The sequence below is a fragment of the Thermoanaerobacter thermocopriae JCM 7501 genome (genome assembly GCF_001310975.1).
In the GTDB taxonomy this organism is placed as follows: domain Bacteria; phylum Bacillota; class Thermoanaerobacteria; order Thermoanaerobacterales; family Thermoanaerobacteraceae; genus Thermoanaerobacter; species Thermoanaerobacter thermocopriae.
Map to the genome: position 1 here is coordinate 1 of NZ_BAZY01000027.1, position 13990 is coordinate 13990.

The 13990-nt window shown below is 35.6% G+C and carries 12 protein-coding genes and 3 pseudogenes; 5 read left to right on the forward strand and 10 right to left on the reverse strand.

The window, feature by feature from the left end; genetic code table 11:
- From JCM7501_RS09710 to JCM7501_RS15065, 4 genes are all read right to left on the reverse strand, one after another.
- A partial coding sequence (locus JCM7501_RS09710) for an AAA family ATPase (protein WP_156202117.1) occupies nt 1-739 on the reverse strand: 739 nt, incomplete at its 3' end.
- A 306-nt stretch (nt 740-1045) separates the two neighbouring features.
- A complete protein-coding gene (locus JCM7501_RS15060) occupies nt 1046-1498 on the reverse strand; it encodes a tetratricopeptide repeat protein (RefSeq protein WP_256201366.1) in 453 nt (150 codons plus the stop codon).
- Nucleotides 1476-3119: an O-antigen ligase family protein gene (locus JCM7501_RS09715; protein WP_256201367.1), complete on the reverse strand. Its 1644-nt coding sequence runs from the start codon at nt 3117-3119 to the stop codon at nt 1476-1478. Before JCM7501_RS09715 ends, JCM7501_RS15060 begins: the two co-directional genes overlap by 23 nt.
- 225 nt (nt 3120-3344) lie before the next feature.
- A complete protein-coding gene (locus JCM7501_RS15065; protein WP_256201368.1) occupies nt 3345-3524 on the reverse strand; it encodes a hypothetical protein in 180 nt (59 codons plus the stop codon).
- 196 nt (nt 3525-3720) lie between these two features.
- Here JCM7501_RS15065 and JCM7501_RS09720 point away from each other — a divergent pair, with 196 nt between their 5' ends.
- The 5 genes and pseudogenes from JCM7501_RS09720 to JCM7501_RS09740 all read left to right on the forward strand — a co-directional run bounded on the left by JCM7501_RS09720 (nt 3721) and on the right by JCM7501_RS09740 (nt 8966).
- The gene (locus JCM7501_RS09720; protein ID WP_028992018.1) at nt 3721-4731 is read left to right on the forward strand and encodes an ABC transporter substrate-binding protein; all 1011 of its coding nucleotides are present in this window, start codon (nt 3721-3723) and stop codon (nt 4729-4731) included.
- A gap of 84 nt (nt 4732-4815) precedes the next feature.
- On the forward strand, nt 4816-5562 hold the full coding sequence (locus JCM7501_RS09725) for an ABC transporter ATP-binding protein (protein ID WP_028992017.1): 747 nt from the start codon (nt 4816-4818) through the stop codon (nt 5560-5562).
- Nucleotides 5555-6367 (forward strand): ABC transporter permease, encoded by an 813-nt coding sequence (locus tag JCM7501_RS09730; protein ID WP_013150003.1) that lies wholly within the window; start codon nt 5555-5557, stop codon nt 6365-6367. Before JCM7501_RS09725 ends, JCM7501_RS09730 begins: the two co-directional genes overlap by 8 nt.
- A 71-nt stretch (nt 6368-6438) precedes the next feature.
- Nucleotides 6439-8069 (forward strand): annotated as a pseudogene (locus tag JCM7501_RS09735) (NAD+ synthase).
- Between the two features lie 33 nt (nt 8070-8102).
- Nucleotides 8103-8966, forward strand: a complete 864-nt coding sequence (locus JCM7501_RS09740) for a DMT family transporter (RefSeq protein ID WP_013150001.1) — start codon at nt 8103-8105, stop codon at nt 8964-8966.
- Between the two features lie 45 nt (nt 8967-9011).
- Here JCM7501_RS09740 and JCM7501_RS09745 read toward each other — a convergent pair whose 3' ends face one another.
- The 6 genes and pseudogenes from JCM7501_RS09745 to JCM7501_RS16665 all read right to left on the reverse strand — a co-directional run bounded on the left by JCM7501_RS09745 (nt 9012) and on the right by JCM7501_RS16665 (nt 13937).
- Entirely contained in the window at nt 9012-9425 is a 414-nt protein-coding gene (locus JCM7501_RS09745) for a F0F1 ATP synthase subunit epsilon (RefSeq protein ID WP_013150000.1), read from the reverse strand.
- A 10-nt stretch (nt 9426-9435) separates the two neighbouring features.
- Nucleotides 9436-10820 (reverse strand): annotated as a pseudogene (gene atpD / locus JCM7501_RS09750) (F0F1 ATP synthase subunit beta).
- Between the two features lie 14 nt (nt 10821-10834).
- The gene (gene atpG / locus JCM7501_RS09755; RefSeq protein ID WP_028992014.1) at nt 10835-11719 is read right to left on the reverse strand and encodes an ATP synthase F1 subunit gamma; all 885 of its coding nucleotides are present in this window, start codon (nt 11717-11719) and stop codon (nt 10835-10837) included.
- Nucleotides 11719-13237, reverse strand: a pseudogene (gene atpA, locus JCM7501_RS09760) (F0F1 ATP synthase subunit alpha). The gene atpG and the pseudogene atpA overlap by 1 nt, the downstream one beginning before the upstream one ends.
- 23 nt (nt 13238-13260) lie before the next feature.
- On the reverse strand, nt 13261-13794 hold the full coding sequence (atpH, locus tag JCM7501_RS09765; protein WP_012994737.1) for an ATP synthase F1 subunit delta: 534 nt from the start codon (nt 13792-13794) through the stop codon (nt 13261-13263).
- Nucleotides 13782-13937, reverse strand: a complete 156-nt coding sequence (locus JCM7501_RS16665) for a hypothetical protein (protein ID WP_256201369.1) — start codon at nt 13935-13937, stop codon at nt 13782-13784. Before JCM7501_RS16665 ends, atpH begins: the two co-directional genes overlap by 13 nt.
- Between the last annotated feature and the right edge of the window lie 53 nt (nt 13938-13990).

Below are 13990 nucleotides of genomic sequence, written 5' to 3' on the forward strand. Positions count from 1 at the left end.
GCATCTCATTTAAGCTTAAATCCATTGTGACATTTAATGCTATGTTAAATCCACTTGTTAAGTCATCCAACATTATCGGGGATATACCCGTTATGAATATCCTGTCTATTACTCTTTTTGTCCCTATCTTCAATGTCTCATAAAAGTCCCTTACAAAACCTGATGCCCTCACTATCTCTCTATAAAATTCACTGTCCCCCATCGCTATTATGTCATTGGCAAAATGGTCATATTCGTCTATTATTAGATAAATCTTTTTACCTACTTTCTCTACTTCTTCAATTAGTTGGTTTATTATTGATTTTATATCTGATTTCTTTTTGATATGCTCTTTTATTTCGTCTATGTCTTTAAACATATTTCGGTATTTGTTTAAAAAGCTGCTTATTGAATCAATTAGGTTTTGTTTAAAGGATTTTTCTAATCTTTCTCTATTGCCTGTATCTAATCCTGAAAAGTCAAGCTCTAATACCGTATAACTGTTTCTTAGTTTTGTCGGATTCTTCCCTATATACAAGTCGCCAAATAGTTTTTCAAAGTCTTTCTCATTGTTTATGTCATAATAGTTCTCTAATGTGGAAAGAAAAAGACTTTTCCCAAATCTTCTCGGCCTTATGAAAAACAGGTATTTGCTGTTTAGGTTCTCTATCTTCTCTATATACATCGTCTTGTCTACGTAAAGATATCCTTCTTCTCTCATCGCTCTGAAATTTGACATTCCATAGGGTATTTTCTTCATTCTTACCACTCCTAATTTTCCTTATTTTGCGCTTTTTAACTGAGATTTTTCGTGGTACTTTACTACTTAGAAAGATAAAATAAAAGTAATGGTTCAAAATAATAAAGAAGTAATATTTTATCAGTTAATTAATTATACCATACTTTACAAAAAAAGACACACTTTATAGTGTATCTCGATGTCCAATTTACTGGGGAGTCGTGAGATGACAAAGTAAGAACTGATGAAAACATATAAAAACCTTTGCTGACTTTATCATACCATTTCTATTATGAGTAATCAAGATAAAAAAAGAGAGATACACCTTTATTGTATCTCTTGAAGTACCTTTTTGGATTCTTCTATTATCTTTTTGGTCGTTTCAGTCATAGGTTTGGGCTCTAAGGATTTGGAGTTTGCTTTGTCAAACATTTTTTGCACATCAACCGCTTTTTGCAAAAATTCCTTTGCCTTTTCTTTATCTCCATTGTTTAAATAATACATACCAACCTTGTTATAAGCATCAGCTAATTGCTGATAATTTTCTGGCCTCAATGGTTGTACTTCTACCGCTTTTAATACGTATTTAAGGCCAAGGTCAATTTGTCCATGTGCAAGGTAGAAAGCCCCTAATTGTGCATTAAGTTGAGAATTGAAAGGCTCTAACTGCACGGCTTTTTCTTCCTCAAACATCGCTTTTTGAAGCTTTACAGCATCCTTTAACTGGTCACCAAGGCAGTTAAAATTTGCCCGTATGTCATTCTGTATTTTGCATTCCATGGGTCATAGGATACTGCTTTTTCGTAATTTGTTCTGCCAAACAAATTTGTTGTCTCAAAAAGTTATCCCCTTTTACAGCATAACTTAACGCTACTGACATAGAACCAGACATAAACATTACAACGAAGGCTACTAGTATTGCTAAATAGTTTAAGTAAATCTTTTTGTCTTTTATTTTAAATTTTAGTATATCCAAAGAGTTTATTACACCAATTAATGCCCAAAGTGCAATAGATACCGCAGAAAGCGACAGGTCAAAATCCATTGCAGCATGAGCATAAAGACTTACTACGCTTACTATAACAGCAGCAATTAAAATTCCGCCTTTGTCCTCTAAATATCCTTTATATACTCTGTACATGCTCCTGAAAAGTGACACTAACAAAAATACTATAGCGATAGCTCCAATAATACCGGTATCTAAAAGCACCTGCATGAAATAGTTATGGGTTTGTGTAGTCCAATACAGGTAAGATTGGTATTTAAAATATAGTGATGACCATGCGCCGCCACCTGCTCCAAATATAGGATAATCTTTGAAAATTTTAAACCCGTCTTTGTAAAATTGCATCCTCTGTGAACTACTGCGGCTGGTAAAGTCTATATCTTGTACACGGGATGCAATATCCTCTGGCAAGTATTTATATTTTAACATTATGTTTTGTATTTCATGAGGAGCATTTTTAGGATATATTTGTGCTTTTGTAAAAGTTACTGACGTATTTTGGAAGTTATTCACAAATGTTATGGAAAGCCTTTTTGTGTCTTTCAAAGTAGTAAATTCTATTGTTTTTTCTCCTACGAAATTGTCTTTATCGTAAAATTCTGCAATTTTAGTAGATTGGTCATTTTCATTTCTACTGTTTATTATTATACCGTAAGCCCAATCTTTATTTGAGGGATTTTTAGCTGTAACTTCGTATTTTAACACATATATTCTATCAGGTTCTGCACTTACAAACCTTGTAACACTTTTTATACTGTCAGGCTCCTCTGCATCATGTTTTAAAGTCAAAGGGACTTGTGTCGTAAAAACTATATACCCTGCCGCTAACACAAAAACTCCAGTTACTGCAGCAATAGCTATTCCTGCTCTTACATTTATTTTATTGACAATACTTACAATAAAGCTTATTGCGTATGTAACAATTAGTGAAGCAAAAACCCCAATCAAATACCATTTGATTAAGGTAGAAGCTACACCGCTGGCAACTGCCGAATTAAACTTTACTATAGGAAGTGCTGAAGCAATCACAACTCCCACAAAATATATAAAAGGTTCTATTCTTTTGCCCCTTGGCATCAAAAGCATGAGGATAATGCCAAGGAAAGGAAGCATAAGCCATGCGCCGCGAGACAAGGTAAATACATAAGCATAAAACTGTGTATAAGCGGTCACTCCGTATATTGCCTTTAAATATTTATTATCAGTGTAAGAAATTAAAGCTAGATTGACAAGGAAAAAAGCCATCAAAAATGAAGCTGTTGTATTGGGGTATTGAAAAGTAGAGTTTATCCTGCCTCCTACCCATGAACCGTTGTAATGAATGAGATTAACTGAAGACCCAAGTCCCACAATTGCCACAACAAAAGAGCTTAAAACTAGCACGTTTAACAACATAAAAATTTTTTGTTATCTCTTACGGTTCTACTAGCCATAAAATATATGAACAAATAGTCAAAATATCTCAAAACTTCACCTATGCTCGCTCTTATATTTACCGCAAAAAAGTAGAGATTATGTATGCCCCTACAAGAGATAAAGCAGCATAATCTAGGGTAGTACTCACTATAGGTTCTTTTTTCACAATTTTAAAGATAGCCCATATAATAAATACTGCAGAAGTCAATGCAATCGTAGGAACATTTCTTTTTCAAAGTACATGCCTCTAAAAAAAGGTGGATAAAATACAAGAATTAAAAGGAGTATGTAAAATACTGTATTTATGCCTATTAAACTTCTAGACACATTTTTGGCTTGTTTTTTTATTGTCTTTCCTTTTTTTGCAGCTACTTTTTGTGCCATCTTCAATCCCCTTCTCTTGTAGCATTTTAATCCATTAAGACCACAGTATATACATATTCGACAAAAATTTCACTTTTCCTTCTTTTTATCAAATATCATTTACAAATTTAAAATCGCAAAAAGGCACAATTTGTGTCAATCACACATTTTAACTGCAAGAATATAATAAAGTGAAAATAGAAAAAGGAGGATGGATATGAGGCTTAAGTACTTAATTGTATTCCTTTTAGTATTAGCCCTAACAGTTTCTTTATTTGCAGGGTGTACTAATAAAAGTAAAAAATTTACAAAAATCAATTTCATAGAGACAGTCCATTCTATTTTTTACGCTCCCTATTACGTAGCTGTAAGCCAAGGCTTTTTCAAAGAACAGGGACTAGAGCTTGTCGTTACAACTGCTCAAGGGTCAGATAAAGCAGCAACAGCTGTTTTGTCTGGCACAGCAGACATAGGGCTTCAAGGGCCCGAAACGACTGTATACGTACTTAAAGAAGGAAGAGATGATTATCTTGTAAATTTTGGTCAATTGACAAGAAAAGATGGATCTTTTCTCTTGGGAAAAAAGCCTGAACCGGACTTTAAATGGGAAAATTTAAGAGGTAAAAAGGTAATAGGCGGGAGACCCGGTGGGATGCCTCAAATGACACTGGAATACATTTTAAAAGAGCACGGCATAAACCCAAAGACAGATTTGACCCTTATCACCAATCTTCAATTTACAGCCACAGCCGGTGCCTTTATGTCCTCTGATGCAGATTATGTGGCATTATTCGAGCCTACAGCTTCTTTAGTCGAAAAGGAAAAGGGAGGATACATCGTTGCATCAGTTGGCGCCTCCAGTCATGAAGTTCCTTATACCACTTTTAATGCAAGAAAAAGCTATATTGAAAAACATCCTGATATAATACAGCGTTTTGTGAATGCAGTATATAAAGGGATGCTATGGGTAGACTCTCACACCTCTAAAGAAGTAGCGGAAGCAATTAAGCCTTTCTTCCCAGATGCTGATGTAGACCTTATGGCGACAGCAATTGATAGGTACAAAAGTCAAAACACCTGGGGCACCACTCTAAAAATGAAAGCTGAGGACTTTGATTTCCTACAAAATATACTTTTAGATGCAGGTGTAATAAAAGAAAAGGTGGACTCTCACCTTCTAATCAACAATACTTTCGCTGAAAAAGCTGAAAAAATGATCAAAAAGTAAAGTTTTAAATTGTGCTCAATATGTCCGTCCCATATTGAGCACAACTCCCATTTTATTAACTTCGCATAGAAGGGAGTGTCTTTTATGAATAAAATAATGGTCAGCCTCAAAGATGTATCCTTTAATTATCACACCTTAGATGGTGAAACTGAAGCTTTAAAAAATATTTCTTTTGATGTGTACGAAGGAGAATTTGTAGGGATTATAGGCCCTTCTGGTTGTGGTAAATCTACTCTTCTTTCGATTATTTCCGGCCTTTTAAAGCCTTCTTACGGAAGTATAGAGGTAAATGGAAAAATAGGCTATATGCTTCAAAAAGACCACCTCTTTGAATGGCGAAATATATGGCAAAATGTGCTACTTGGACTTGAAATACAAAAAAGCCTAACAGAAGAATCCAAAAAATACGCAGAAGGTTTGCTTATAAAATACGGCCTTAGAGAGTTTAAAAACTATTATCCCAATCAATTGTCAGGAGGAATGCGGCAAAGAGCCGCTCTCATAAGAACATTGGCTTTAAAACCTGATATACTTTTATTAGATGAAGCTTTTTCTGCTTTAGACTACCAAACAAGACTTGCTATATCCGATGAAGTGTATAAAATTCTTAAATACGAGCAAAAAACTGCGGTCATAGTAACCCACGATATCTCAGAGGCAATTTCTATGTGTGACAGAATTATAGTTCTATCAAATAGGCCTGCCCATGTTAAAAAGATTTATGACATTATTTTAACCTGTGAAGACCGCTCTCCAATAGGGTGCAGAAAAGCCCCTGAGTTTAGAGAATATTTTAATTCTATTTGGAAGGAGTTGAATGTCCATGTATGAAGCAGCAACCCCTTATATTTCAAAAGAGCACAGGGAATTTTTAAAAAAGGTAAAGAGAAAAAACATATTGGTGCGAATCACTCAATTTACAATATTAGTCCTCTTTTTTGCAGCATGGGAAATTGTAGCAAGATACAAAATTGTAGACCCTTTTTTGGTCAGTCAGCCTTCAAGAATGTTAAAAACTATGATGACTTTAAGCCAGAATGGTTATTTTTTTATGCACATATGGGTTACTTTGAGTGAAACGATAATAGGTTTTACTCTTGGCACAATAATTGGCATGATAATCGCTATACTTTTGTGGTGGTCAGACTTTTTGTCAAAAGTTGCAGAACCTTATTTAGTAGTACTCAATAGCCTCCCTAAAATTGCATTGGGTCCTATATTTATAGTTTGGATGGGAAATGGAGAAGCTCCAATAATTACAATGGCTCTCGCTATTTCACTGATAGTCACTATAATAAGCTTACAAACGGGTTTTAAGGAAGTTGACGAAGAAAAAATAAAACTTTTAAAAACTTTTGGTGCCACAAAAATGCAAATACTTACAAAATGTATTCTTCCTGCCAGTGTTCCAACGATTATTTCCGCCATAAAAATAAATATCGGACTTTCCTGGGTGGGAGTAATTACAGGAGAATTCTTAGTTTCTAAGGCAGGTTTGGGATATTTGATTGTCTACGGCGGTCAAATTTTTAAGTTGGATTTAGTAATGACAAGTGTCTTGATACTCTCAATACTGTCTGCCTTGATGTATATTTTTATAGTGTATCTTGAAAAAAAGCTGATAAGGTGGAGATAGAAAACAGTGTTTTTTGTCTTTTTATGTGCTAAAATATGTATTGTAGTACTATAACTGCGGGGTGAAAACTAATGAAAATCGCATTGGCACAAATAAATCCAGTTGTAGGAGATATAAAAGGAAACTTCGAAAAGATAGTAGAGTTTATAAATAGAGCAAAATACCAAAAAGCTGACCTTGTGGTGTTCCCTGAACTAGCTACTGTAGGCTATCCTCCTAAAGACTTTTTGTTTATGCAAGATTTTTTAAAGGCCAATGAAAAATATATAAATGAAATAGTTTTACCTGCTACTTATCAAATTGGAGTAATACTGGGTACTGTAAGGCAAGACACAGAAGGCAACCTTTATAATTCTGCTTTTTTTATTTATGACGGTAAAATAGTCGAGGTTTTTGACAAGACTTTACTTCCCAACTATGACGTGTTTGATGAAAAAAGATATTTCAAACCAGCACAATTAAGAGAGGTAGCTTCTTTTAAAGGAATAAAATTGGGAGTTAATATATGTGAAGATATATGGAAAGATTATGTTTTTGAGCCAAATGTAGATTATTCTGTTGATGTTTTAGAAGAGCAATATAAGTTAAAGCCTGATATTTTTATAAATATTTCAGCCTCTCCTTATTACCTGGGTAAACAAAACATGAGAGTAGAATGATAGAGAAAAAGATAAAAAAGTACGCAATTCCTTTTATCTATGTGAATCAAGTTGGTGCAAATGATGAGTTGATATTTGACGGTTCTAGTTTTGTAGTAAATGAAGAGGGCAAAAGAGTGGTACAACTTAAAGCTTTTGAGGAAGACATTAAAATTGTCGATATTGATGAGTTGAAAAATTTTAAAGAGCTCCCCGAAATGAAAGAGGATATATCATGGGTATATAATGCTCTTGTCCTTGGTGTAAGAGATTATTGTAAAAAATCAGGTTTTAAAAAGGCAGTAGTAGGCTTAAGCGGTGGAATAGACTCGGCAGTAGTTTGTGCTATTGCAGTAGAAGCTTTAGGAAAAGAAAATGTTCTTGCCGTCTCAATGCCCTCAAGATACTCCTCTGAAGGAAGTAAAAGTGATGCAAGAATACTGGCTGAAAATTTGGGAATTGAATTTAGAGTAATCCCAATAGAGCCCGTGTTTGAAAGTTATTTATCCGTTTTCAATGGTGATAACAGCGCCATAGGTGACCTGGCAGAAGAAAATATACAAGCAAGAATAAGAGGTAATTATTTAATGTTTATATCAAATAGGGAAGGGCACATTGTTTTAACTACCGGAAATAAATCAGAATTGGCAATGGGATATTGCACTCTTTATGGAGATATGAGTGGAAGCCTTGCACCAATTGCAGATGTCCCTAAGACGATGGTATACGAGCTTGCGAAATATATAAACAGAAGAAAAGAAATAATTCCAATTTCTATAATTGAAAAAGCCCCTTCTGCAGAATTAAGACCTAATCAAAAAGATGAAGATTCATTACCTCCTTATAAGATTTTAGATGAAATACTGAAAATGTATATAGAGGAAAACAGGTCAGTAAAAGAAATAGTAGAAAAGGGATATGATGAAAAATTGGTAAAAGATGTTATAAATAAAGTCAACAGAATAGAGTACAAAAGAAAACAAGCAGCACCTGTACTCAAAGTCACCACCAAAGCCTTTGGAATAGGAAGGCGTATGCCAATTGTTCACAACTTTAAACTATAGCTTTATTTTAGTAACATACGAGGAGGAGATAGCTTGTCAACGCAACTTAAAAGCGACATTGTGCTTATCTTAGTAACTATGGTGTGGGGAACTACATTTATAATAGTCAAAAATGCTATACAGACACTTCCGGTATACAACTTTCTTTTTATACGTTTTTTATTAGCTTTTTTGCTTCTTACAATAATTTTTCATAAAAAATTAAAAACCATTGACAAAAAAACATTGGCTGTTGCTTCGGTAATTGGGGCAATGCTTTTTTTAGGTTATGCCTTTCAGACAATGGGACTTAAATACACTACAGCATCCAAATCAGGGTTTATAAGCGGCTTTAGCGTAGTATTAGTACCAATTTTAGAAGCAGTGTTTCTTAAAAGAAAACCTTCAAAATCTTCAATTTTGGGAATTGTACTTGCTTTTATAGGACTTATACTGCTTACTGCAAATATTGATTTATCTATTAACATAGGTGACTTTTTGACGCTTTTGTGTGCTTTTGCGTTTGGAATGCAGATTGTTTTAATAGCAAAATATGCCTCCACCTTGGATACATACTTGCTCGCTACTATTCAAATAGGAATAGTTGCACTTTTAAGCGGCATTATAACTTTGTTACTTGAAAAGCCTTTTGTACCTACATCTTTCAATGTATGGTCAGCAATTGTAATAACTGGTGTTTTCGCTACGGCCTTTGCTATTGTTGCACAAAATACAATGCAAGCCTATACTACTGCTACCCATGCCGCTTTGATATTTGCATTAGAACCAGTTTTCGCTGCAATAGCTGCTTTTTTAATTGGGGGTGAAGTAATGTCTTTTAGAGCAATACTAGGTGGAATTTTTATGTTTACCGGTATAGTTCTTTCTGAACTACCTGAAAAAGAAACAGGCAAATAACAAAACCTCCTACTGCTTTTAAATTACCAGTAGGAAGTTCTATATTTACATACGGTGATATTTACTTGCAATGTTGAGCCTCGTTAATGCTCTTTTTAAAGCGGCTTCCGCCAAAAGATGTTCATGTTTACTTCTTCTTTGTCTGAGTTTTTCTTCTGCCCTTTCTTTAGCCGCTTGAGCACGAGCTATATCAATTTCTTCAGGCCACTCCACTGCACTGGACAAAATTGTCACACTATCTCTTTTAACTTCCATAAAGCCACCGGAAATAAAGGCTTCTCGCCACTGGCCATCTTCTTTGATCTGCAAAGTACCTGTACCTATGGCTGCTGTCATGGGGATATGGCCTTTTAAAATACCTATTTGACCAGTGGTTATAGTAACTATTATCTCTTCCACATCCCCTTCATAAAATTTTCTATGAGGAGTTAAAACCTCGAGGTGAAAATTTTTATCCATTCATTCCACCTCATTTCATCTTTTCAGCTTTTTCATAGACTTCGTCAATGTTTCCTACCATGTAAAAAGCGGCTTCTGGAATGTCATCCATTTCTCCCTCTACAATCTTTTTAAATCCTCTGATGGTCTCTTTCAGTGGCACGTATTTACCAGGTATTCCAGTAAAAGTTTCTGCTACAAAGAAGGGCTGGGATAAAAATCTCTGTATTTTTCTCGCTCTGTAAACAATGAGTTTGTCTTCGTCTGTCAGCTCTTCCATGCCCAATATGGCGATTATATCCTGTAGTTCTTTATATCTCTCCAAGATTTCTTGTACCTTTCTTGCCACAGAATAATGCTCTTCTCCTACTATATGGGGCTCTAATATGCGGGAAGTAGAATCCAATGGATCAACAGCAGGATATATTCCCATTTCAGCAATACTTCTTGACAAAACAGTTGTCGCATCCAAGTGAGTAAAAGTGGTAGCCGGAGCAGGGTCAGTTAGGTCATCGGCAGGTACATAAACAGCTTGAACTGATGTGATGGAGCCTTTTTTGGTAGAAGTAATTCTCTCTTGCAAAAGCCCCAACTCTGTTGCCAAAGTAGGCTGATATCCAACTGCAGAAGGCATTCTTCCTAAAAGTGCCGAAACTTCTGAACCCGCCTGAACAAATCTAAAGATGTTATCTATAAATAAAAGTACGTCTTGGTGTTCTTCATCTCTGAAATACTCTGCCATTGTAAGTCCTGCAAGAGCTACTCTCATCCTGGCACCCGGTGCTCATTCATCTGCCCAAATACAAAAGCGGTCTTGTCGAGAACCCCTGATTCCTGCATTTCATGCCATAATTCATTTCCTTCACGGGACCTTTCACCAACGCCTGTAAATATTGAATAGCCACCATGCTCTATCGCAACATTTCGTATAAGCTCCATTATCAAAACAGTTTTGCCAACACCAGCCCCGCCAAAAAGCCCTATTTTGCCCCCTTTCGGATAGGGAGTTAGTAAATCTATAACTTTTATCCCCGTCTCCAAAATTTCAGTAGCAGGGCTTTGCTCTTCAAAAGGAGGTGCTTTTCTGTGAATCGACATGTATTTTACATCTTTGACTTCCCCTAATTCATCAATCGGCTGCCCTAACACGTTAAACATCCTACCTAAGGTTCCCTTTCCTACAGGAACCATTATGGTATTGCCTGTATCTATACATTCCATTCCTCTTTGTAAGCCATCAGTTGGAGCCATCGCAATACATCTTACTATATTGTCACCTACGTGCTGTGATACTTCAACAATTAATTCTCTATCCCCCATGGGTATTTTTATAGCATTGTTTATAGGTGGAAGTTCTCCTTCAAATTTTATATCAACAACAGGACCAATGACCTGTGTAATATATCCCTTCTTCAATCTATCATCTCCTTTTATACAGATGCCCCTGCTATTATTTCTGAAAGTTCCTGAGTAATAGAAGATTGTCTCATTTTATTGTATTCTAATGTAAGTCTGTTTATCATCTTGTCAGCATTTGACGTTGCACCATCCATTGCTACCATCCTTGAAAAATGTTCAGAAGCGAAAGCTTGAACAAGTATGCTGTATATTAGGCCTTTTAGATACTCAGGAACAAGTACGTTAAAGACTTCTGCAGCAGAAGGTTCGTATACCATGTCACTGTCAATTACTACTTTCTTCTTTTCAGGTTTCCCTTCCTTAGCTAATTCCATAAAATTATCAATATCCAAAGGTAAAAGCCTCAAGGCTCTTACCTTTTGCACAAGTCCTTGCATTTCAGTATAGACAATAGATATTTCGTCTACCAGTCCTTTATCATAGGCATTTAGTATGAAATCTGTTATTTCCCCTGCTGCAGCTGTTGTTGGATTTTGAGCAGTATATAGAAATTCTATGTCTACATTGTATCCTTTTTTCACAAAGTAGTGTCGCCCCACTTCACCTATTACAACAATTGAGTCTATCTTTTCCCTGTCAATTATTTCTTGAGCTGTTTTTATGACATTGTGATTGTAAGTGCCACAAAGGCCTTTATCTCCTGTTATGACTATTAGAGATTTTCTCTTATCCTTTTTGTCTTGCTCTTTTTTCTCAAGATACCGGGAAGTAACTTCCCCGGTGTGAAGCAATATATCCCTCATAGTAAGCAAAACCTTATGATAATAAGGTCTTACATTGTCTAACATGACTTTTGCCTTTTGAAACTTTGAAGCTGATATTAAATACATAGCTCTTGTAATCTTTCTGGTCTCTTTGACGCTTTTGATACGTAAGGCTATATCTCTTTTTCCCATTAGCTATCACCCTTTGGGGCGTACTTTTGTTTGTATTCCAAAATTGCAGCTTTTAACTTTTCCTCTGTCTCAGAGGTTAAATCTTTTGTTTCCCTTATTGACTGTTTTATTTCGGGATAATTTATATCTAAAAATTCTAAAAGTCCTTTTACAAAAGGTCTCACTTCTTCTACCTCAATATCAGTTACATATCTATTCATCACAGTATATATGGCAATTACTTGATCTTCGACCGGCATTGGCTGATATTGAGGTTGTTTTGTGATTTCAATTATCCTTTCCCCTTGTCTTAAAACGTCAAGGGTCGCTTGGTCCAAGTCAGAACCAAAACGAGCAAAAACCTGTAATTCTCTATACTGAGAAAGTTCTAGCCTTAAATGGCCTGCCACTTTTTTCATCGCCTTTATTTGTGCAGCACCGCCTACTCGGGATACAGATAAGCCCACGTTTATAGCTGGCCGTATCCCTGCATGGAAAAGCTCTGATTCAAGATATATCTGTCCATCCGTAATTGAAATTACATTTGTTGGAATATATGCCGATATATCCCTGCCAACGTCTCAACAATGGGAAGAGCAGTCAAAGAACCTCCGCCGTATTCATCTGCAAGTCTCGCAGAGCGTTCAAGAAGCCTTGAGTGAAGGTAGAACACATCACCAGGGTATGCTTCCCTTCCGGTGGCCTTCTCAAAAGCAAGGATATAGTTCTATAAGCTATTGCGTGTTTGGACAAGTCATCATAAACCACTAATACATCTTTACCCTGGTACATAAAATGTTCTCCTATGGCACATCCTGCGTAAGGTGCAATATACTGAAGTGCGGCTGAGTCACTGGCAGTTGAGGCAACAACTGTTGTATATTCCATAGCGCCATGTTTTTGAAGCATATCTACAATCCCTGCAATAGTTGAGGCTTTTTGTCCTATAGCAACGTATATACAATATACACCTTTGTCTTTTTGATTTATTATAGTATCTATGGCTATTGCAGTTTTGCCTGTCTGTCTATCTCCTATTATTAATTCCCTCTGCCCTCTTCCTATTGGAATCATAGAATCTATGGCCAAAATGCCTGTTTGTAAAGGTGTATCAACAGATTTCCTTTTGATGATTGGTGGAGCTGGATATTCAATAGGGCGTTCTGCCTCATAGTTTATTGGCCCTTTGCCGTCAATGGGTTGCCCTAGAGGATTTACTACTCTTCCTAACATTTCTTTCCCAACAGGCACTTCCATGATTTTTCCTGTTCTTTTTACTGTATCCCCTTCTTTAACTTTTTCAGGGTCTCCAATAACTACAGCACCAACCGTGTCTTCTTCAAGATTTAAGACCATTCCCACGACTCCGCTTTCAAACTCCACCATTTCTCCCAACATAGCATTGTCAAGGCCATAAATTTTGGCAATTCCATCCCCTGACTGAATAACATGACCAATTTCTTGTGTTTCAATGTTGAAATCAAAATTTTTTATTTTTTCTTCTATAACTGAACTTATTTCTTCGGGTTTTATGGCCATATTTTCACCTTCTTAAACTGAGTTTACATTGCCTGTTTAATATTTTTAAGAAGTGCATTAAGCCTTGCTTTTATCGAACCATCAATTACAGTGTTTCCAATGATGAGTTTTAAGCCACCTAATATATTTTTATCGACTAATGGCTCTATGTTTACGCTTTTTGACAGCTTTTTTTCTAATCTTTCTTTAAGCTTTTGCAATACGTCCTCACTCAGTGGATGGGCGGAAATGACTTTTATATCCACTATATTAAAATAGTCTTTATACAAACTCGTAAATTGATCTATAATTTCCCCAATCATGTTTTCTCTTTGTTTTGATATTATGACTTTTATAAAATTTACTATTTCTCTATCAAAATCTTTCAAAATTTGTTCTACAAATTTTATCTTTTTGGTTTTATCAATGCTTTTATTATTAAAAATTTGTTTTACCTTGTCAATTTGCAAGATTTCCATTACTTTCATTAACTCATCGCGATATTCCTTCAATTTATTTTGCTCTTTTGCTACATTAAAAAGGGCATAAGCATACCGCTTAGCAATTACTTGTGCCATGATGCCCCAGCCTCCTCGATTACTTCCTCTATGATGTCTTCATCATTAATTGGAAGCTTTTTCTCCAGCACACGAGAAGCGGCATCAATGACCAGTTGAGATAATTCTTCTCTTAAATCGTGCATTGCTTTAATCTTTTCCAAACTCGCTTCTTCCTTAGCTCTCTCTATTATAGCCTTAGCTTCTTTGTTAGCAT

What these genes read in the sequence shown, in the direction of transcription:
- JCM7501_RS15060 (WP_256201366.1), bottom strand. Translation starts at nt 1,498, where the DNA reads ATGGAATGCAAAATACAGAATGACATACGGGCAAATTTTAACTGCCTT.
- JCM7501_RS09715 (WP_256201367.1), bottom strand. Translation starts at nt 3,119, where the DNA reads ATGTTGTTAAACGTGCTAGTTTTAAGCTCTTTTGTTGTGGCAATTGTG.
- JCM7501_RS15065 (WP_256201368.1), bottom strand. Translation starts at nt 3,524, where the DNA reads ATGGCACAAAAAGTAGCTGCAAAAAAAGGAAAGACAATAAAAAAACAA.
- JCM7501_RS09720 (WP_028992018.1), top strand. Translation starts at nt 3,721, where the DNA reads ATGAGGCTTAAGTACTTAATTGTATTCCTTTTAGTATTAGCCCTAACA.
- JCM7501_RS09725 (WP_028992017.1), top strand. Translation starts at nt 4,816, where the DNA reads ATGAATAAAATAATGGTCAGCCTCAAAGATGTATCCTTTAATTATCAC.
- JCM7501_RS09730 (WP_013150003.1), top strand. Translation starts at nt 5,555, where the DNA reads ATGTATGAAGCAGCAACCCCTTATATTTCAAAAGAGCACAGGGAATTT.
- JCM7501_RS09745 (WP_013150000.1), bottom strand. Translation starts at nt 9,425, where the DNA reads ATGGATAAAAATTTTCACCTCGAGGTTTTAACTCCTCATAGAAAATTT.
- atpG (WP_028992014.1), bottom strand. Translation starts at nt 11,719, where the DNA reads ATGGGAAAAAGAGATATAGCCTTACGTATCAAAAGCGTCAAAGAGACC.
- atpH (WP_012994737.1), bottom strand. Translation starts at nt 13,794, where the DNA reads ATGGCACAAGTAATTGCTAAGCGGTATGCTTATGCCCTTTTTAATGTA.